16 protein-coding genes are annotated in these 19,111 nt (G+C 62.9%); 4 read left to right on the plus strand and 12 right to left on the minus strand.

The window, feature by feature from the left end; translation table 11 throughout:
• Window positions 1-3: 3 nt before the first annotated feature.
• The 4 genes from FHG09_RS02065 to FHG09_RS02080 are packed head-to-tail and all read right to left on the minus strand — an operon-like array spanning window position 4 to window position 5,138.
• Entirely contained in the window at window positions 4-1,809 is a 1,806-nt protein-coding gene (locus tag FHG09_RS02065; RefSeq protein WP_152346027.1) for a gamma-glutamyltransferase family protein, read from the minus strand.
• A 1-nt stretch (window position 1,810) separates the two neighbouring features.
• Window positions 1,811-2,725 (minus strand): ABC transporter permease, encoded by a 915-nt coding sequence (locus FHG09_RS02070; RefSeq protein ID WP_152346028.1) that lies wholly within the window; start codon window positions 2,723-2,725, stop codon window positions 1,811-1,813.
• On the minus strand, window positions 2,722-3,678 hold the full coding sequence (locus tag FHG09_RS02075) for an ABC transporter permease (RefSeq protein ID WP_152346029.1): 957 nt from the start codon (window positions 3,676-3,678) through the stop codon (window positions 2,722-2,724). The genes FHG09_RS02070 and FHG09_RS02075 overlap by 4 nt, the downstream gene beginning before the upstream one ends.
• A complete protein-coding gene (locus tag FHG09_RS02080; protein WP_227492490.1) occupies window positions 3,678-5,138 on the minus strand; it encodes an ABC transporter substrate-binding protein in 1,461 nt (486 codons plus the stop codon). The genes FHG09_RS02075 and FHG09_RS02080 overlap by 1 nt, the downstream gene beginning before the upstream one ends.
• A 262-nt stretch (window positions 5,139-5,400) precedes the next feature.
• On the opposite strand from FHG09_RS02080, the gene FHG09_RS02085 reads away from it, so the two are divergent.
• Window positions 5,401-6,099, plus strand: coding sequence for a YoaK family protein (locus tag FHG09_RS02085; protein ID WP_152346031.1), 699 nt, complete (start codon window positions 5,401-5,403; stop codon window positions 6,097-6,099).
• Window positions 6,100-6,101: 2 nt separating this feature from the next.
• Here FHG09_RS02085 and FHG09_RS02090 read toward each other — a convergent pair whose 3' ends face one another.
• Together FHG09_RS02090 and FHG09_RS02095 are read right to left on the minus strand one after the other, a co-directional pair.
• The gene (locus FHG09_RS02090) at window positions 6,102-7,397 is read right to left on the minus strand and encodes an MFS transporter (protein WP_152346032.1); all 1,296 of its coding nucleotides are present in this window, start codon (window positions 7,395-7,397) and stop codon (window positions 6,102-6,104) included.
• 79 nt (window positions 7,398-7,476) lie between these two features.
• Window positions 7,477-8,940 (minus strand): M20/M25/M40 family metallo-hydrolase, encoded by a 1,464-nt coding sequence (locus FHG09_RS02095; RefSeq protein ID WP_193627246.1) that lies wholly within the window; start codon window positions 8,938-8,940, stop codon window positions 7,477-7,479.
• 138 nt (window positions 8,941-9,078) lie between these two features.
• Between FHG09_RS02095 and FHG09_RS02100 the strand changes: the two genes are divergently transcribed.
• Window positions 9,079-9,978, plus strand: coding sequence for a LysR family transcriptional regulator (locus tag FHG09_RS02100; protein WP_166828615.1), 900 nt, complete (start codon window positions 9,079-9,081; stop codon window positions 9,976-9,978).
• An 82-nt stretch (window positions 9,979-10,060) separates the two neighbouring features.
• Window positions 10,061-11,035 carry a PCC domain-containing protein gene (locus tag FHG09_RS02105; protein ID WP_152346035.1) on the plus strand — a complete coding sequence of 325 codons (975 nt, stop codon included), beginning with the start codon at window positions 10,061-10,063 and terminating at the stop codon, window positions 11,033-11,035.
• Window positions 11,036-11,108: 73 nt separating this feature from the next.
• On the opposite strand, the gene FHG09_RS02110 is transcribed toward FHG09_RS02105, so the two are convergent.
• Window positions 11,109-12,551, minus strand: a complete 1,443-nt coding sequence (locus FHG09_RS02110) for an APC family permease (protein WP_152346036.1) — start codon at window positions 12,549-12,551, stop codon at window positions 11,109-11,111.
• Window positions 12,552-12,680: 129 nt separating this feature from the next.
• Here FHG09_RS02110 and FHG09_RS02115 point away from each other — a divergent pair, with 129 nt between their 5' ends.
• A complete protein-coding gene (locus tag FHG09_RS02115; protein WP_152346037.1) occupies window positions 12,681-13,643 on the plus strand; it encodes a LysR family transcriptional regulator in 963 nt (320 codons plus the stop codon).
• Here FHG09_RS02115 and hisD read toward each other — a convergent pair.
• The 5 genes from hisD to FHG09_RS02140 all read right to left on the minus strand — a co-directional run bounded on the left by hisD (window position 13,625) and on the right by FHG09_RS02140 (window position 19,071).
• Complete coding sequence (gene hisD, locus FHG09_RS02120) at window positions 13,625-14,944, minus strand: histidinol dehydrogenase (RefSeq protein WP_152346038.1); 1,320 nt, start codon at window positions 14,942-14,944, stop codon at window positions 13,625-13,627. The two genes, FHG09_RS02115 and hisD, sit on opposite strands and share 19 nt — an antisense overlap.
• 129 nt (window positions 14,945-15,073) lie before the next feature.
• Window positions 15,074-15,841 (minus strand): SDR family NAD(P)-dependent oxidoreductase, encoded by a 768-nt coding sequence (locus FHG09_RS02125; RefSeq protein ID WP_152346039.1) that lies wholly within the window; start codon window positions 15,839-15,841, stop codon window positions 15,074-15,076.
• Between the two features lie 98 nt (window positions 15,842-15,939).
• Window positions 15,940-17,478 carry a TRAP transporter large permease gene (locus FHG09_RS02130; RefSeq protein WP_152346040.1) on the minus strand — a complete coding sequence of 513 codons (1,539 nt, stop codon included), beginning with the start codon at window positions 17,476-17,478 and terminating at the stop codon, window positions 15,940-15,942.
• The gene (locus FHG09_RS02135; protein WP_152346041.1) at window positions 17,475-18,029 is read right to left on the minus strand and encodes a TRAP transporter small permease; all 555 of its coding nucleotides are present in this window, start codon (window positions 18,027-18,029) and stop codon (window positions 17,475-17,477) included. The genes FHG09_RS02130 and FHG09_RS02135 overlap by 4 nt, the downstream gene beginning before the upstream one ends.
• Before the next feature lies 1 nt (window position 18,030).
• Entirely contained in the window at window positions 18,031-19,071 is a 1,041-nt protein-coding gene (locus tag FHG09_RS02140) for a DctP family TRAP transporter solute-binding subunit (protein WP_227492491.1), read from the minus strand.
• Between the last annotated feature and the right edge of the window lie 40 nt (window positions 19,072-19,111).

Below are 19,111 nucleotides of genomic sequence, written 5' to 3' on the forward strand. Positions count from 1 at the left end.
TTCTCACCTTCCTGCCGCGTACCCTTGGGCCCCGCGGGGATTCGCTCCGGCCGTGAGACGACCGGTGTCCGGATCCCGGGTGACGCAGGAGAGTCGACCGAGGTCCCAGGAACCGGCACGGGTCACCGTATGTCCGCGGGCGATGAGCCCGTCGATGACATCCTCGCCGAGGCGGTCTTCGACGACCGCACCACCGGGCACCCAGGTGCGTGGCCAGAACGATCCGGCCAAGGCTGTCGTATGCAGCGCCGGAGCATCGATGGCCTGCTGAGCGGTGTAACCTCCGACGAGGAGACGGAGGATGAGCAGCAGCTGCCACTGTTCCTGCTGGTCTCCGCCGGGCGATCCGAGAGCGATGACAGGAGTCCCGTCCTTCGAGATCAGCGTCGGTGTCAGCGTGGTCCGCGGGCGCTTGCCTGGGGTGAGCGCCGACGGTGAGGTCTCATCGAGCCACATCATCTGCAACCGGGTGCCGAGGCAGAACCCGAGTTCCGGGACCGTCGGAGATGACTGCAGCCACCCTCCCGACGGTGTTGCCGAGATGATGTTGCCCCACCGGTCAACGACGTCGATATGGCAGGTGTCGCCGTTGTTCGTGCCGTTCTTCTGCACGGTCGGCTCGCCGATCCCGGCCTTGATGAGCTCATCCTTGTCCGCCCCCTCGGGCACGAGCGGCGGCTGGAAGGCGGGCTCGGCACCGTCGCGACCGGCACCTGGTCGGAAGTCGTGCGAGGCGTTGTCGGTGATGAGCGCACGGCGGCTCGCGGCATAGTCGTCGCTGAGCAGCCAGTCGAGGTCGACGTCTCCGTCACCGTAGTAGGTGTCGCGGTCTGCCATGGCGAGTTTGAGTGCTTCGAGGATCGTATGTGCACCGATTTCGCTTGAGGGATCAAGCCGCTCGTCGTCGAATCCCTCAAGGATCTTCAGGGTCTGCAGCAGCGCTGGCCCCTGACCCCAGGCACCGATCTTCGCGATCTGGTATCCACGGAAGTCGATCGTCACGGGCGTCTCGAAGTGGGCATCGAATCCGGCGATGTCCGCCCGCGTCATGACACCGGCGTGATCACTTCCGGTGGCATGCCGGTGCGGGGTGGTGACGAAGCGGGCGATCGCCTCGGCGACGAATCCAGACTTCCATTCATGGCGCGCGGCCTGGATGCGGGCCTCGCGGGTCTCGGCACCGTCGCCGGCGGCGATGAGCCGACGCAGCACCTCGGCGTATGGACGGTTGAAAACGAGGTCTCCGGCCCGAGGAATCTCTCCCTTGGGCATCCACTGCTCCGCCGAGCTCGGCCAGTGATCGGTGAAGAGTTCGCGGACGCGCTCGATCGTCCCGACCACGCGGTCGAGTACCGGGTGGCCGTTCTCTGCATAGTCGATCGCGAAGTCGAGCACGTCTGCGAGTTCCCAGGTGCCGTGATGATCGAGCAGGTTGAGCCAGGAGTCAACCGCGCCAGGGACAGCAGCAGCGAGCGCCCCCGCACCGGGAACCATGTCGAGTTCTTCACCGCGGTAGTGCTCGATCGTCGCTGCTGCGGGCGCGGGACCCTGCCCCATCATCACCTGTGGATGTGCGGGGTCATCGGCGGTCGCGAAGATACCGGTCATGTCACCGCCCGGGCCGTTGAGGTGAGGTTCGACGACGTGGAGGAGGAACGCACCGGCGACCGCTGCGTCGAAGGCGTTGCCGCCGCGCTCGAGAACAGCTTGGGAGGCCGCGGTGGCCAACCAGTGCGTCGAGGCGGCCATCCCGAAGTGCCCTTCGAGCGTTGGACGGGTGGTGAAGACGGCGGGTGGAGTGTACGACACGTCAGTGTCCTTTCTTGGAGTTCGGATCGAGGGCGTCGCGCAGAGCGTCGCCGAAGAGGTTGAAGGCCAGGCAGATGAACAGGATGGCCAGACCGGGGAACAGCGCAGTCGAGGGCGCGCGGAAGATGTACTGCTGCGCGTCGGAGAGCATGATTCCGAGACTCGGAGAGGGCGGCTGGATACCGAGTCCGAGGAAGGAGAGCATCGATTCTCCGATCACTGCGGTCGGCAGGATCACCGTCGCCTGGACGATGATCGCCGAGGCGGCATTGGGCAGGATGTGCATGCCCAGGAGACGAGTCTTCGAGGCGTCGGTCGCGATTGCGGCCTTGACGAAGTCCGCGGATTTCAGCCGCATCGTCTCGCCCCTGACAACGCGGATCATCGTGGGCACCTGCGAGATGCCCAGGGCGATCGCGGCATTGCTCAGGCTGGGTCCTGAAATTGCTGCCAGACCGACGGCGATGATGAGGAACGGGAACGCCAGAGTCACATCTGTCAGCCGTGAGATGACAGAGTCGAGTCCGCGGAAATAGCCGGCCAGCAGGCCAAGAGGTGTGCCGACGACGACCGCGAGTGCCACCGCCAGCAGCCCCACCTGGAGGGAGGCCCGGACACCGAAGGCGAGTCGCGAGAGGATGTCACGGCCCAGGTCGTCTGTGCCGAATGCATAGCCGATGGTCCCCGGAACCTGGAACGGGACCTCGAAATTGGTCTGGGCGAATCCGTAGGGGGCGATGAGCGGAGCGAAGAGCCCGATGAGGAGGACGATGACGACCATGACCGAGCCGATGATGCCCAACGGGGTCGACAGGATCGACCGCAGGAGCCACAGTGCCCGATTGCTCGAAGCGTGGAACTCGGGGTCGAGTCCTTGGGTGTTCTTGTCTGTGTTGGTGACGATGGGTGTGCTCATGAGGCATCCTCGCTGACGCGGATCTGGGGGTTGATGACCGAGTAGAGGATGTCGACGGCCAGATTGATGAGAATGTAGGAAGCGGTGATGACGAGGACGACAGCCTGGATGACCGGGTAGTCGCGGGAGAAGACCGCATCGAGGGTGAGTTTGCCGATGCCCGGCAGAGCGAAGATCCGCTCTGTGACGACCGCGCCGGAGATCAGCCCGCCCAATTGGAGGCCGACGATGGTGACGAGGACGATGAGCGAATTGCGCAAGCCGTAGCGGAAGAGCACTCTCGGTCGCGAGAGTCCTTTGGCTCTGGCCATCCGCACATAGTCGGTCCCCATGGTCTCGATCATCGAGGCTCTCGTCTGCCGGGTGATCACCGCGGCAAGACTGGTACCGAGGATCACCGCCGGCAGGGTGAGGTAGTAGATCCCGCGAATCGGATCGGAGAGCACATCGACATAGCCCGAGGCGGGGAACCAGCCCAGGCTCACCGCCAGGGCGAGGATCGCTAAGAGACCGAGCCAGAAGTTCGGCACAGAGAGTCCCAGCAGCGCGATGAAGTTGCTCCCGATCTCCGGCCACTTCCCGCGATAGCGTTCGGCGAGCATGCCCAGCGCGATGCCGACGACCGTAGCGACGACGATGGCGTAGAGGGCCAGCCATAGAGTCACCGGCAGTGTGGTCGCGATCATCGAAGTGACCGGGAGTCCCGTACGGGTGGAATCGCCGAGGTCGCCGGTGACGATCGAGCCGAGGAACTTGAGGAACTGAACGAGGAGCGGCTGGTCGAGTCCGAGGTCGACACGGATCGCATCGAGCCGTTCGGGGGTCGCCTCTTCGCCGGCCATGGCCAGAGCGGGATCGCCGGGAAGGAGACGCACGCCGAAGAAGATGACGATTCCCGAGAGAACGAAGGTGATGATCGCGTGAAAGATCTTGGTGAGCACGAACCGGGTCATCACTGACCTCCGTTCTTGAGGAAGCCTGCTTCCGAAAGATGCACGACACCGTCGGAGTAGACGTCGATTCCCGCGACATTCTCGGTGTAGGCGGTGAGGTTCTTCTGGCGATAGAGATAGATGATCGAGTTGATCTCACCTATCCGCTCGGAAGCCTGGCCATAGAGTTCGGCGCGTTCGCCTTCGTCGGTGACTTCACTGGCCTGGGTGAGCAGGTCGCTGAGTTCGTCATCGTCGACCCCGGTGACGTTGTTGGCAGCCCCCGGGTAGTGGAAGGTGTAGAGGTTGCCGTGCGGGTCGACGCGGCCCGACCAGCCGAGTTGAAGCAGTTCGTAGTCACCGCGGTCCTGAGCATCGAGGAGGGCGGTGTACTCCATCGGCTGCACTTTGATGTCGAAGCCGGCTTCCTTGGTCGCCGCCTGTACCGCCTGGGCGAAACGAAGGGTGTCCTGGGTGTTCGAGACCTTCATGTTGACCTTCAGCGGCAGCTCGACCCCAGCATCCTCGAGGAGCTTCTTCGCTCCTTCGGGATCGTAGTCGACGCAGTCGTTGCTCGCATCCGTTGCGAAGGGGCTGTCGGGGGCGATACCGGAACAGGCCGGTGAGAACCATCCGTTGAAGACGGTGTTGACCAGGGCCTTGCGATCAATGGCCATCGACAATGCTCGACGTACCTCAGGGTCCTGCCCCAACGGTGTCTTGAAGTTCTCGGGGTTGTCTCCGAAGCCCATGTTGACCGTGAGCCCTTGGTAGCCGAGCGAATTCGACTGCAGGAGGCCGATACCAGTCTCCTCGTCGAGGGCATCGACATCCTGCGGAGAGATCGTGTCGGCGACCTGAACGTCTCCCGACCGAATGTTCGCGGCACGGATATTGGCGTCCGTCATGATCTGATAGGTGATCGAGTCGAGGTGGATCTTGTCTGCGTCGTAGTAGTTGGGGTCTTTGACCACCTTGATCGAAGTCTGGGCGATGCGCTTCTCGAACTTGAAGGGGCCCACGCACACGGGGTTGTCACCGAAGTCGTCGCCCTCGTTCTCCAGGGCTTTCGGCGACATGATCATTCCGGCGCGATCGGCCAGCGCTGCGGTGAAAGGAGCGAAGGGTTTCTCGAAGGTGACTTCGAGAGTGTGGTCGCCCAGTGCGGTGACGTCGTCGATGGGTCCGAGCTCGGCAGCTCGAGAAGACTCTTCGAGATTGAGTCCGCGTTCGATGGTCGTTTTGACCGCCTCGGCGTCGAAGTCAGTGCCGTCGGCGAACTTCACACCGTCCTTAAGCGGAATCCGAACAGTCTTGCCGTCCTTGGAGATCGCCGGGAGCTCGGTCGCGAGCATAGGGGTGATCTCGCCGTTCTCGTCGATGTCGTAGAGCTTCTGGCACATCGTCTGCATGACGTAGCGGGTGTAGAGCGACGAAGAGGTCGTCGGGTCGAGACGATCCGGCTCCGAGGAGAGAGCCATGACGAGGTCACCTCCCTCCCTGAAATCTCCCGACTCCGCGCCGACAGACTTAACGTCGGTGCGGTCGGGCGGATCTTCCAAGGGTTGGACCGGAACGCATCCGACCAGAAGAACGGCACCGGCAAGCGCTGCAACCATCCGTATTTTCACACGCACTCCCATGAGGGCAACAGATCAATCAGGAATATTTGCATACAATCTATACGCTGTTTAGAGTTTTGTATACAAGTGCTGTGGAATTTCTGAACGAGGGGATACCTCCATGACTCGTCGCCTCGACCTGGCCATGCTGCTGTTGCTGACCTTCTCGACCGGCATGGTCGACGCCATCGGCTATCTCGGCTTCGACAAGGTCTTCACCGGCAATATGACCGGCAACGTCGTCATCCTCGGCATGGGTCTCGCCGGTGCCGACGACGTCCCCGTCCTCCGCCCCGCCCTGGCGCTCGTGTTCTTCATGGTCGGCGCCGCACTGTCCGGTCGCATCCTCGGCGACATCGGGGAGAACTGGCACCACCGGACGACCGCAATCTTCTCCAGCGTCGCCGTCGGCTGTGCCGCATTGTCTCTCTACGTGGCACTCGTGCCCGACCCGGAGATCGGCCTCGCCGGCACGATCTTCACCTCCGCGCTCTCGGCCCTCATGGGCGCCCAGGCGGCCGCCGCACGGAAGATGAAGATCGCCGACGTCACCACTGTGGTCGTGACGTCGACGATCGTCGGGCTGGCCTCGGATTCCCGATTGGCCGGCGGCGACAGCATCCGCTGGGTCCGACGCCTGCTCGCCGTCGTCCTCATCCTCATCGGCGCGCTGGCCGGAGCCGCGACCCTCATGCTCAACCAGTGGATCGGCATCGCCGTCGTCGCTGTGATGATCGCCGCCGCAGCCGTGATCGGCCACCTCGGTGAGAAGAAGCGGACCCGCGCCGAGGCGGCCGCAGCCGTTACGTCGAACGCCTGACCTCACCGCACGCCGAGTTTCCTCCACACCACGAGGATCGCCGTCACGCTCAGCGCCCCGGCGAGGAGCACCCAGTAGGCCGGGGCCTTCGCATCACCGGTGATGCCGATGAGCCAGGCGGCCACCAGCGGAGTCAGTCCTCCGAAGATTGCGACGCCGACGTTGTAGCCCAGGGACAGTCCGGTCCCGCGCACCTCGGTCGGGAAGATGTCGCCCATGACGCTGGCCAGAGGCCCGTAGTAGGCGGCCTTCAAGAGTGAGAAGATGACGACCACGACGATGAGCACCGACAGCGCATTCGCAGCGACGACCCAGGTGAAGAGCACCCAGGTGAGCACCATGACGGCGAGCGCCGCGGGAATCATGAAGGTCAGCCGTCCGACCTTGTCGCAGAAATAGCCGGCGACCGGAGTGCACAATAGCAGCACGAGTCCGGAGACGAGAGTCGCCCAGAATCCTGCCGAACTCGTCATCCCCAGGTTGTCCACGGCGTAGGTCGGTACATACGTGATGAAGTAGTTGAGGCAGGTCGAGACCGCGATCGCACCGATCGCCAGCACCACCGCCAGTTTGTGATGGCGCAGCACTCCGCCGATGGCCGCGGCTTCCTTCGGCTTCTCAGCCTGGGCAGCGGCGAACTCAGGAGATTCGGGGACATGCCGGCGAATGTAGAGCCCGACCGGTCCGACGAGGAGGCCCACGATGAACGGCAGGCGGAAGCCCCACGTCTCGAGCTGATCTTGAGTCAGCGTCGTCGTCACGGCCACGCCGATGACGGAGGCGAGGATCGTCGACATCGCCTGCGAAGTGAACTGCCAGCTGGCGGCGAATCCCCGACGATCAGGCAGGTGCTCGACCATGAGCGAGGTCGCCGAACCGAATTCTCCTCCGGCGGCGAAGCCCTGGATGAGCCTGGCCAGCAGGATCAGCAGCGGTGCGGCCAATCCGATGACGTGCGCCGGCGGCATGAGCACGATCATCAGAGTGCCTGCGAACATCAACCAGATCGTCAGCGTCAGGGCCGGTTTGCGTCCCCGACGGTCGGCGAAGCTGCCGAGCACGATCGCTCCGACCGGACGAATGAAGAACGACAGAGCGAAAGTGCCCAAGGCGAGCATCACCGAGACCGCATGACTCTCGGAGGGGAAGAACGCCACCGAGATGTAGACGGAGAAGTACGCATAGACCGAGATGTCGTACCACTCGAGGGCGTTGCCGACCGAGGCCGCGGTGATGACCTTCCACGATTTCACCGGCTTGTTCTCAGCAGCATTCTGCGCGGACAGCTGTTCTGTCATCGTTGGGCTCCTTTGCCTGCAGTGTGATGTTGGGACGAATTGGTTTTCGGCGTCACGGTGTTCCGGACAGTCGGTGGGGTCATTTCGAGGTGAACCAGTCGTCCGGGTTCGCTCGCATATCCCAGAACATTCCCGTCATGATCTCCGCGCCCTGCTCGAGGATCGATACCAGTGCATGTTCATCGGGTGCGTGCTGGTTGCAGCCCGGGTAGGAATGCGGCACCCATACGGTCGGCAGCCCGAGCACCTCGGCGAAGACGTCGTTCGGGATCGTTCCCCCGAGGTTCGGTTCGACGGCGACTTCGAGTCCGGTCGTCTCGCGGATCGATTCCACCGCCGCCGTGACGACTCGTGCTCCCGGGTCCAGGCGCGTGGCCGGCATGCAGTGTTCGAACTCGACCGCGACCCCGTGGATTCCTTGTTCCTCAAGGAAGGCCCGGACTCGGTTCTCGAAATCGCTGACATCGGTGCCGACGACGTATCGCAGCTGCATGCTCGCCGAGGCGGCGCCGGGGATCGCGTTGACGACCTGAGCCGGATCGCCCGCGGCGAGGGCGAGGACCTCGAGGACGTTGAATGCGAAGACCCGTTCGGCAGGGCTGAGCCCGGGCTCGCCCCAGTCCGGGTCGGTCTCGGGGGCTCCGTCTTCGACGACGTCGGGCAGCTTGGCCACCGCGTCGAGCACCGAGGCGGGAGGGGCGTCCGGACGCAGAGCGGGAATCTGGATGACTCCGTTGCCGTCGACCAGAGCGTTGATGGCAGCGGCGATGACCGTGGCCGGATTGCGCAGGCGACCGCCCCAGTTTCCCGAATGGTGGTTGCCGTCGCATTCATGGGCGATGAGTCGGAAGTTCAGAGCCCCGCGGGAGCCGAGGAACAGTGTGGGCACCTCGGCGGCGATCCGCGGACCATCGGAGGCGAGGAAGAGATCGGCTGCGAGGTCATCGGCGTGTGCGGCAGCGAAGGTTCGCAGCCCCTTGGACCCGGCTTCCTCGGCAGTTTCCATGAGGATCGTGACGTTGTATCCGAGCCTCGCCTCGGCGGCGCGTCCCTTGGAACCGAGGCCCTCGATCACGGTTCGCAATGCCACGGTGTTCACGCTGTGCTGTCCCTTGTTGTCGGCGGTGCCGCGACCGTACAGGCGGTCACCGTCACGGGTGAGCACCCAGGGGTCGAGGCCTTCGGCCCACTGCGCGTCGTGCGCGAACTGCACATCGGCGTGACCGTAGAGCAGCACCGTCGGCAGGTCCGGGTCCTCGACGCGCTTGGCGATGAGCAGAGGGTGTTCGTCGGATTCCGGGTTGTCGTGGATGGTCGAAGCGAAGCCGAGCTCATCGAGCTCCGGAACGATCTCTTCGCTGAGGTAGGTCAGCGCTGCCGGCCCGCCCCCGGGAGCTTGGCTTTCGGTGCGTCGCGCGACCCGCCTGGAGAGTCGGTCGATGAAGTCGGTGCTGCGGACGAATTCGCCTGCAGTTCGGGCCAGCTCGGCTCGGGTTTCGGGGGAATCTGCCGCAACCCTGCGGCCGGTGTTCTCTGGGTTCATGACTGTCAGCATCGCCCAGGCGCAGGCTCAGTGACACCCGGATCCGTCCACTCCCGGGTGCATTTCCTGCACCGAGGTGGTGCGTTCGGTGCACCACCGCCGTAGCCTGGAATCGCCCCCAACCGAAGGATGACCACGATGACCGATCTGCGCAGTCTCAAGACCTTGCTCGCCGTCGTCGAATACGGGTCGATCCATCTTGCGGCACGGTCGATTTACATCTCCCATTCCACGGCCAGTCGGCAGATCAGAAGTATGGAGGAGCATTACGGCACACAGCTCTTCGAACGGTCGAGCTCGGGAGTCTCTCCCACGCCTCAGTGCCTTGCCGTCGCTGATTTCGCACGCCGGACCATCGCCGAGTCGGAGCTGCTGGCCGACTCCTTCGGTGAGTACTCGGGCGCCGTCGAAACGGTCTCGATCGTGACAAGCACCGGTTTGGGCCAGACCGTCGTCGCCGATGCCGTCAACCGCCTGATGCGCACGACCGACAGAGTCCAGATCAGCATCATCGACCGCGGCTCTGTCGAGGCTCTGCAGGTGCTGCGGAATCGGCAGGCCGATCTCTGCGTGAACTTCTCGGTCTCCAGCCAGGAATTCGGCACTCTGCCCGGAGTGCGCAGAGTCGCCGAAGTCGAGGCGGCGAACTTCGCGATACTCGACGAACAGCACCCGCTGGCGGGGCGTTCCAGTCTCTTCATCAGAGACATGATCGACTATCCTGTCGGCACTCTGCCGGCGGGAAACACAGCGAGGATGCGCATCGAACAGGCAGTTCGGGCCCAAGGGCAGGTCTTCTCACCGTCGCTTGAGGCCACGTGTCCTGTTCTCATGGTGCGCTCGCTGACAGGAACGTCGATGATCGCCATGATGGCCGGTCGGACCATTCCGACGAACCTCAATGCGGTCGGCTGCAAGGCGATTCCGATCATCGATCCGGATATCGAATCACGCTACATCCAGGTCCTTGAAGCAGATCCGCGCCGCGAATCCCACGGCCTCGACCTCGTAGTGGAGGCTCTGCAGAACAGCCTCTGATTCCTAGCGAGGTTTGGAACCTCACGTTCCACCACTTGGATCTTCGGCGACAACGACGCCAGCCTCCAACGATAATCGAGACATGAGCAATGGAGCCGAGACGACAGCACTGACGCAGCCGACCTTCCCATTCAAGGCACCGGGAACTGCGGTCGTCCACGCGGGTCCGCGACACAGTTCCCGCATCGTCTCCGTCCCGACCCGAAGCTCTGAGCACCTCGTCGAACTCTCGGAGGGCGCGGACCTGTTCGCCGCTCTCGAGCAGTGTCTGACGGACTTCGCTGTTCCCGGCATCATGGCCGACTTCGTCTCCGGGCAGTTCGGCCGCATCGACTATGTCCACCCGGCTTACGGTCCCGACGCCGAGCACCCGATGTCGTTCACCGAGGCGTTCATCGTCGACGACCCCACTCAGCTGCGCCACGCATCTGCGACGATCGGCTTCCGCGAAGGCACACCGTTCTGCCACATCCACGGCTCGTGGACCGGCGCCGACGGCGAAACCAAGGGCGGACACCTGCTGCCGGGCACTTCGGCAGGACCGGCCGGGCTGAGGATTCGGCTCTTCGCTCTGTCCGATGCCCGGCTGATCAGCGAGGTCGACCCCGAGACTGGGTTCTCGGCCTTCGCTCCAGCTCCCGCCCGCACAATCCCGTCAGCGCTGGCCGAGCGTGCTGTGGAGCCTCCGCAGTCCACGACGAGCGCGGTGCCCACGCCGCCCCCACCCGATGCCGTCGTCTCCCGCGTCCGTCCCGGTGAGATCCTCGACGAGGCGGTGCTCGCCGTCTGCCGAAACGCCGGATTCGACTCCGCCGAGGTGACCGCGAGCCTCGGCAGTACGACCGGAGCCGTTTTCGTAAACGGCAGCGCCCCGTGGCCAGCCGTCGAGTTCACGCACCTGAGCGGCACCGTAACTGGAGCGCAGAGAGCGTCCCCTCAAGTGATTCTCTCCGGCGAGGTCGTCGACGTCGCCGGAGAGGTCAACTCGGGTGCCCTCGCAAATGGTGCCAACCCGGTGGCGGTAACCTTCGAACTCTTCGTCCGCCGAATCAGCTGAGCGAACCAATCCGTGATGTGCGCGCTTCACAGTTCCCGTTGTCTCAAAAGACTTCCGACCGCCCGGTCAGCGTTCACCTCCCGCTTCTGCGAGAGATCTCCTGCAGCAGACGTTGCTCTGCGTCCTCACCGGCAGTGATCCCACGGGGTATGCGCAACACGAAGAATGCACCGAGGGCCCACCAGAGACCGAACAGGATATACGACATCGGGCTGATCGATGCCGGCATTCCCGGAATGTAGAGGGCAACGAGCCCGACACAGAAGATCACTGCCACGATCCCAAGTGGTATTCCGCCTTTTCGTCCACCAGCGAGGAACGGCCGATTCATCTGGGGCTCGGTAAACCGCAGTTTCACGAATACGATGCTGACCAGTAGATAGGTGATGACAATGCTTGGTGAACCCGAGTCCACGAGCCAGCCGAGCATTCCCTCACCAAAGAATGGGGCGATGAACGATAGGGCACCAACGAACATGAGTGAGTTGGATGGTGTCTTGAACTTAGGATGGATCCGCCCAAACCATGCGGGAATCATCCCCGACTGCCCCATTGCAAGAAGCAGGCGAGAAGCCCCCAGAAGCAGCGCGATCCAAGAAGTGAGGATGCCCGCAATTCCTCCCGCGATGAGCACATTGGACATGATCCGGCTGTCGAATAATGCGCCCATCGCGTCAGCACTTGCCAGGTCGGATTCGACCAGCTCCTCGATGGGGAGCGCCGAGGAAGTCGTGAGAATCGTCATTACATACCAGGCCGTGGCAATGAGGACCGAAGTGACGATGAGGAAGCCGATCCGGCGAGGCGGCATTCGGAGTTCTTCGGAGGCTTGCGGAATGACATCAAATCCGACGAAGAGAAACGGGACAACTATCAGAACCGTAAACAGACCGCTCGCATCCGTGAACAGAGGCTGCATGTTCTCCACGGTCCCGCGGCTCGACGAACCGAATACCATCAGCAGGCCCACAGCCACGAGAAACACGACGACGAATGTTTGCACGATCCCTGCAGAGCGCACACCGATGATGTTCACCCCGGTGATGACGACTGCGGCAATGGAACCGACAAGCGCCCAGGTCAAATAGACTTCCGATCCGAACACTTCCCACAGATGAATGTGGTCGAGCGTGGGCACAATATATTCGACTGTGCGAGGAAGCGCCACCGCTTCAAAGGCGACGATTGTGATGTATCCACCCGTAATTCCCCATGATCCGAGGAATGACCATCGCGCTCCCATGCCACGCATCAGGTAGTGGTGTTCACCGCCGACCTTCGGCATAGCAGCGGTCAATTCGGCGTATACCAATCCGACCACTGCCATGATGAGCCCACCGGCGATCATGGCGATGACAGCGCCCAAGGTGCCGCCTCCGGCTATCCATCCACTGGTGAGTACCACCCACCCGAAGCCGATCATTGCACCGAAGCCTAGGGCATAGGAATCGAAGATTCCCAATGCCTTTTTGAGAACTGGTCTTTCTGTTGGACTTTCGACGGTCGTTTCGGTCATTGTTCCTCCGATGCTCACATCATTGGTCGCGGAATCCGGCAATTGGCCGATTGGCTAGTTGTCGATGGTATTGTGATCCGCATCAAAGGACAACCCTGGACAATCTGTTGAGTAGCAAAGGTTTCACCTATGACACTAAGCCAACTGCGTGCTTTTCTAGCCGCGTGGGAATTCGGAACGTTCACCGCAGCCGCTGAAGAATTGGAGGTGTCTCAAGCTTCAGTATCTGAACTCGTAGTACGTCTCGAAACTGAGCTTGGAGTACAGCTGTTTGTCCGCGGATCGAGGCGCCTGAAACCGACCAGCGCCGCGACCGAGTTGCGAACACACGCTGAAAGCGCATTGGGCGCAGTCGAGGCGGCGACACATTCAATGCGGTCACTCAACTCACTGGAGTCCGGAGAAGCAACATTCGGCGTCCCCCGGAATGCCAATCATTACGGCCTATCGGACCTTGTCCTCACGTTCCATACCCGGCATCCAGGTGTGCGCATTCGAATGGTCGGGCTCAACTCCGAGGAAGTAGCACGTATGGTCAGAGACGGGCAGATTGAGGCCGGCCTGGTCGTCCTTCCGATTCGAGATACCGAGCTCGATGTGGAACCGCTCTTCGCCGACCGGGTGCTCTACGCGACGACGCGGCGAGAGAAGAATGCAGGCCCTGTAGAGATCGATGACATCATCGCCGATGACCTCGTTCTCTACGATGCCCACAGCGGATGGGATGACCCTACCCGACGCCAGCTTTGGGATCGCGCTCAAGGCGAGGGGGTCCGCCCTCAGCCCACGATCGAAGTAGAACATGTCGAGTCGGCGCTGAGCCTCGTCGCCGCAGGAGTCGGTGGAACACTCGTCAGCGCCTCGCTCGTACGCAACCGTCGCCTCCCTAAGGGAGTTCGAACCTTTGAGTTCGCCGAACCGTTTGAAGAGACGCTGGCCCTGATCAAGCGAGAAGGGTCCGGCTTATCCCTAGCCACAAAGACCATCGTCGAACTGGTCAGAGAAACGATTGCCCCACCGACCGGAGCCAAACGAATTCGGTCCGGATCGATGGGGCAATCGGCCTCGACTGTTCAGACAGAGGCGCGATAACGCTCCACGCGGTACGCTGCGGTACGCGAATGCGCCTCCATGCCTTCCGAGTCCGAGATGACCTGCACCGCTTCTGCGACCAGCGGAGTCGCGGGCTTCTCGACACGTTGGTACGTCAACGGCTTCACGAATCGGGAGACAGACAATCCCGCACTGTGTTTCGCTCCGCCGGCCGTTGGCAACGTATGGTTCGTCCCAGCCATACCCTTGTCCGAGTATGCAACGGTGCTCCATTCTCCGATGAAGATCGAACCGTAGTTGGTCAACCGGGCATGATACCAGTCGTCGTCCTTGGTGAGCAGTTCGAGATGCTCGGGAGCAAGATCGTCCATCATAGCAGCGGCCGTTTCGCAGTTGTCCGCGACGAGTATTGAGCCGTAGTCGCGCCATGCTGCCCCAGCAATCTCTGCCGTCGACAAAGTCGACAATTGATCGTCGATCGCCTTGCTGACCTCATCGGCCAGACGGTTGGATGTCGTAATCAAGGCCGCCGGGGAATTCGGTCCGTGCTCCGCCTGCCCCAACAAGTCGGCAGCGACAATCTCTGGATCAGCCGAGTCATCCGCAATGACCGCCACCTCTGAAGGACCGGCAGGAAGATCGATAGCCACTCTTCCGAAAAGCTGCCGCTTCGCTTCAGCGACGAAAGCGTTCCCTGCACCGACGATCATGTTTGCCGGTTCATCATCCAGCAACCCGAAGGCGAGGGTCGCCAAAGCCTGGACTCCTCCCACAACAAAAGTGCGATCGACGCCCGAGCAGTGGGCCGCATACAGAACCGCACTGTTGGGCTTCCCATCCGGCTGAGGAGGGGTCGCGGCCGACACATGAGGAACACCGGCCGCCTTCGCCACTCCGACGGACATGAACGCACTGGCCGTCAGAGGAAAACGGCCCGCCGGTAGATAAGCGCCTACGTGACCGATCGGCACATACTTCACGCCACAGGTCACACCGGGAGCAGTCTCGAATGAGAAATCAGTGAGATGCCGCCTGCTCTCTGCGGCAAAGGCTCGAGTGCGCTCAGAACCCAGCTCTATGGCTTCGCGCAGGTCATTCGGCAGTGAACGACCGCTCGAAGCGAGAGCCTCAGCAGTGACTTCAAGGTCACCGTCATAGTTGTCGAGCTTCTGGCTGTATTTGCGGACCGCATCCAACCCACGGCGTTCGATCTCCAAGAGCATAGAACTCACCGTCTCGGCGACCTTCGGATCGTACTGAGCAGAGGGGGTGTGACTTGGCTCCTTCCGAAACGCAATCGAGTGAGCATAAGTGTCTAGCGCATGTTGTGTATATCTCATGCCTAAACTTTAGGAATTCATCAATCATCGCTCAACCCTATACTGACCGTGATTTCGTACAGGATTTCCTTTTACCACGGTCGTGAGGTCGGACATAACGAATCTACGGCGGTACGCGAACTGCCGCCCTCACGACATCACGGCCCCGCCGTCGACCCGGAGGATCTGTCCCGTCGTGAACGCGGCACCGTCGGTGGCGAGGTAGGCGACCGCCTCGGCGATCTCATCCGGCCGTCCCATCCGATCGAGCGCCTGACCTGAGGTGTCGTAGGTCTGTCCGACGGTGAGCGCGGATTCGACCGGCCCCGGCGCCACCGAATTGCAGCGGACGCCCTGCCGTCCGTACTCCTTGGCCACCCACTTCGTCAGCGCGATGATCCCGCCCTTGCTCGCCGCATAGGCCGGTCCCGACCGAGCTCCGGCCTCCCCGTCGGAGACCGCTCCGCCGTTGATGCCCGAGATCGACGAGATGTTGATGATCGAACCGGTGCCCGCATCAGACATGTGCGGGTGGACGGCGGCCTTGATGAAGTTGAACGTCCCGCCGAGGTTGGTCTCGATGTCACGCTGCCACTGCTCGGCGGTGATCTCGTCGATGCCGATGCGCGCGGCCGTGCCCGCATTGTTGACGAGGATGTCGAGTCCCCCGAACGTCGAGACGAACGATCCGACCGCAGCCGTCACTTCCTCGGCATCGCGGACGTCGAGTGAGAACGCGGCGAACCGCTGATCCGGGTACTCCGAGGCCAGACGGGCGGCCGCCTCCTCGGCGCCCTTGAGGTCGACGATCCCGACCGAGGCGCCCCGTTTGGCCAGTGCCGATGCGATGGCCAGACCGATGCCCTGCGCGGCACCGGTGACCAGCGCGGTCTTGTTCGTGAGCAGATACGGTTCCATGTTTCTCCTTGACGAAAGATTGAGTGAAGCGCCGTCCGGCGACAGGTCGAACTCACCCGGCACCGGCAAAGGCGCCGATGCCGCGACAACGGCCCCGACTACCCGACCCCGAGCAGGTCGGGCAGCCAGTTCGAGATCGCCGGGATGTAGGTGATGAGCAGCAGGGCGATGATCGCGCAGATGAGGAACGGCACGACTCCGCGCACGACCTCCTCGAGTTTGATCTTCCCGATGCCCGCACCCACGTAGAGGTTGAGGCCGACCGGTGGGGTGAACAGTCCGATCGCGAGGTTGACGGTCATGAACACGCCGATCGTCGTCATGTCCACGCCCACCCCGATGAGGATCGGCACGAGGATCGGGATGAACAGGTAGAACGCGCTGATCGCGTCGACGAAGGCGCCGACGATGAGCAGGATGATCGTGATCGCCGCGAGGATGAGGTACTTGTTGTCCGTCACGCCCAGCACTGCCGTCGAGATCCGATCGGCCACCCCTTCGACGGTGATGACATAGGAGAAGAGGCTGGCGACGCCGACGATGAACATGATGACCGCGGTCGAGACCCCGGATTGGAGGAACACCTTCGGCATGTCCTTCCAGGTCAGCTCCCGGTAGACGAACACCCCGACGATGAGCGCGTACACGGATGCGACGGCTCCCGCCTCGGTGGGGGTGAAGATTCCGCCGTAGATCCCGCCGAGGATGATCACCGGGATGAGCAGGCCGGGGATCGCCTTGACCAGCGCGGTCATGATCTCGCCGAACCCGCCTTCGACGTCGACCGTGACCGTCGGATCCACAGATCCGACGCCCGAACCGGTGGATCCGGAACTCGCCGAGGCGGTCCTCCCCTTCGTCGTGAGCAGCTGAGTCCTGCCCCCTGCCGCACCGTCACCCGAACCACCGTTCCCAGCGGAATCGTTCGCGACCGAACCGGCACCGACCGAACCGGACGCAGACGTCACCGTCGCTGCGGACCCTGCGGCCGCCTCGGTGCCGGGCTTGGCCTTCACCGGCAGACCGGCCAGCTCACGCACCCGCGGGACGAACAGGGCGGCGATGAAGAATGCTGCGGCCATGATGATGCCGGGCACGATGCCGGCGATGAAGAGTCGGGAGATCGAGATCGACCCGAACTCGGCGGCGACGACGGCGAAGATGATGAACGCGATCGAGGGCGGGACGACGATGCCCATCGACCCGGAGGCCGCGACGAGGGAGACGGCGTGCTTCTTCTGATATCCGTTGCGCACGAGCGCGGGGATGAGGATCGCACCGATCGCGGCCACGGTGGCCGGGCCGGATCCGGAGATCGCGGAGAAGAAGAACGCGGAGATGATCGTCACCGCGGCCAGACCGTGGCTGAACCGACCGAAGATGAGGAACGCGAGGTCGACGAGTCGCTGCGAGATGCCGGTGTACTGCATGACGATGCCGGCGAGGATGAAGAACGGGATCGCCAGCAGCGTGCCCGAACTCATCGACGGGAACATCACCGAGGGCACGACGTCGAGGACCTGCACACCGTCGGTGGTGATCAGTGTGACGACGGCGGACAGGCCGAGGGCGAAGGCGACGGGGATCCCGAGGCCGAGGAAGAGGAAGAAGCTGCCGAAGAGCAGTAGCGCGATCATTTGCGGCCTCCTTCGAATTCGGACGAGAATTCGTCGGCGTCGATGGTCGGTGCGGCTTCGCTGGCGAGTCTCTCCATTACCGCCTCGGCGGAGGTGTCCTCATGCAGAGCCGTCCGCAGGGCCTGGATGCTGCGGAAGATTCCGAGCAGGCCGGCCAGGGGGATGGACAGGGTGAACAGCCATTGCGGGATGCCCAGCGACGGGGTCGCCCGGCCGCGCAGTCCCTGCGCGATCGTCATCTCGCCGCCCCAGATGAGGAGGACTGCGAGGAAGAGAACGATGAGAGTGGTCCCGGTGATGAGCAGGACGCGGCGGGTCCGGCCCTTCGCGTTCTCGACGAGGTAGGTGAAGCCGAGATGCGCGCCGAGGCGGATCCCGACGACGGCTCCCATCATCGTGAGCACGACGAGGAGGTTGATGGTGATCTCTTCGGAGAAGGCCAGCGAGGCCTTGAAGATGTAGCGGGAGAGGACGTTGACGAAGGTGACGAGCACGATCGCCATGAACGAGGCGATGATGACCCAGTCCTCGAAGAATCTGATGGCTCTCATCTCACAGTCCTTTCGGGATGAACGCCTGGGCCATGTCCGGTCCCCAGACCTTGCGGTATTCGTCGTAGATCGGTGCCAGCTTCTCCCGGAAGGCGTCCTTCTCCTCGTCGCTGAGTTCGTTGACCTCCATGCCGGAGTCCTCGAGTTCGGCGATGAGCTTCTCTTCGCCGTCGCGGTTCTTCTGGATCTGGAATTCGTTGGCATCTGCGGCCAGACGGCTCACGAGCTTCTGGTCCTCGGGAGTCAGGGAGTCATAGAGGTCCTTGTTGATGCCGAGGATGAGCGGGTCGTAGGAGTAGTTCCACAGCGTCAGATACGGCTGGACCTCCTGCAGGTTCGAGGAGTAGATGACGTCGATCGGGTTCTCCTGACCGTCGATCGCGCCCTGCTGCAGGGCGGTGAAGACCTCGCCGAAGGGCATCGTCGTCGGGTTCGCGCCGATCTGCCGGTAGAGGTCGGTGTACATGCCGAAGCCGGGGATGCGGAACTTCAGGCCCCGCATGTCATCGGGGGTGTGGATGGGCCGGTGCGTGTTCGTCAGCTGCCGCATCCCGGATTCGCCGAAGCCGAGCAGGTGCACTCCGCGTTCGGCGAGGTAGTCGCCGTAGACGTCTCCGCCGGCTCCGGCGAGCGCCTTCTGCCCGTCCTCGACGGAGTCGAAGACGAAGGGGGCGGTGACGGCGCCGAAGCGCGGATCGACGCCGGCGTAGATGATCGGCGAGTTATAGGAGAAGTCCTTCGCCCCGTCCATGAGCTGTTCGACTCCGGCCGTGGCCTCGCCCGCGGACAGGCGTTCGCTGCCGAAGACCTTCATCGTGATCCGGCCGTCGGTCTGCTCGTCGAGGTCCTCGGCGAACTTCTCCGCCGCAAGGTACCAGGTGCTCGTCGAGCCCGTGGTCACCGTCATCTTCCACCGGTAGCGCTGCTTGCCGTCGTCGGTGGTGCCGAAGTTCGTTCCGCACCCCGCCAGCAGCAGGGCGCACACCATCAGTACGGCGGGCCAGACGAGCATGGTCCTCGTCGTCCGTGTTCTCGGCACCATTGCCTCCTTCGTTTCCGTTATTTCACTGTCGTGTCGTGGT

Origin of the sequence: Brevibacterium sp. CFH 10365, assembly GCF_009299785.1 — a bacterium.
Lineage (GTDB): Bacteria > Actinomycetota > Actinomycetes > Actinomycetales > Brevibacteriaceae > Brevibacterium > Brevibacterium limosum.

What these genes read in the sequence shown, in the direction of transcription:
- FHG09_RS02070 (WP_152346028.1), bottom strand. Translation starts at nt 2,725, where the DNA reads ATGAGCACACCCATCGTCACCAACACAGACAAGAACACCCAAGGACTC.
- FHG09_RS02075 (WP_152346029.1), bottom strand. Translation starts at nt 3,678, where the DNA reads ATGACCCGGTTCGTGCTCACCAAGATCTTTCACGCGATCATCACCTTC.
- FHG09_RS02080 (WP_227492490.1), bottom strand. Translation starts at nt 5,138, where the DNA reads ATGGCTCTCTCCTCGGAGCCGGATCGTCTCGACCCGACGACCTCTTCG.
- FHG09_RS02085 (WP_152346031.1), top strand. Translation starts at nt 5,401, where the DNA reads ATGACTCGTCGCCTCGACCTGGCCATGCTGCTGTTGCTGACCTTCTCG.
- FHG09_RS02090 (WP_152346032.1), bottom strand. Translation starts at nt 7,397, where the DNA reads ATGACAGAACAGCTGTCCGCGCAGAATGCTGCTGAGAACAAGCCGGTG.
- FHG09_RS02095 (WP_193627246.1), bottom strand. Translation starts at nt 8,940, where the DNA reads ATGAACCCAGAGAACACCGGCCGCAGGGTTGCGGCAGATTCCCCCGAA.
- FHG09_RS02100 (WP_166828615.1), top strand. Translation starts at nt 9,079, where the DNA reads ATGACCGATCTGCGCAGTCTCAAGACCTTGCTCGCCGTCGTCGAATAC.
- FHG09_RS02105 (WP_152346035.1), top strand. Translation starts at nt 10,061, where the DNA reads ATGAGCAATGGAGCCGAGACGACAGCACTGACGCAGCCGACCTTCCCA.
- FHG09_RS02110 (WP_152346036.1), bottom strand. Translation starts at nt 12,551, where the DNA reads ATGACCGAAACGACCGTCGAAAGTCCAACAGAAAGACCAGTTCTCAAA.
- FHG09_RS02115 (WP_152346037.1), top strand. Translation starts at nt 12,681, where the DNA reads ATGACACTAAGCCAACTGCGTGCTTTTCTAGCCGCGTGGGAATTCGGA.
- hisD (WP_152346038.1), bottom strand. Translation starts at nt 14,944, where the DNA reads ATGAGATATACACAACATGCGCTAGACACTTATGCTCACTCGATTGCG.
- FHG09_RS02125 (WP_152346039.1), bottom strand. Translation starts at nt 15,841, where the DNA reads ATGGAACCGTATCTGCTCACGAACAAGACCGCGCTGGTCACCGGTGCC.
- FHG09_RS02130 (WP_152346040.1), bottom strand. Translation starts at nt 17,478, where the DNA reads ATGATCGCGCTACTGCTCTTCGGCAGCTTCTTCCTCTTCCTCGGCCTC.
- FHG09_RS02135 (WP_152346041.1), bottom strand. Translation starts at nt 18,029, where the DNA reads ATGAGAGCCATCAGATTCTTCGAGGACTGGGTCATCATCGCCTCGTTC.
- FHG09_RS02140 (WP_227492491.1), bottom strand. Translation starts at nt 19,071, where the DNA reads ATGGTGCCGAGAACACGGACGACGAGGACCATGCTCGTCTGGCCCGCC.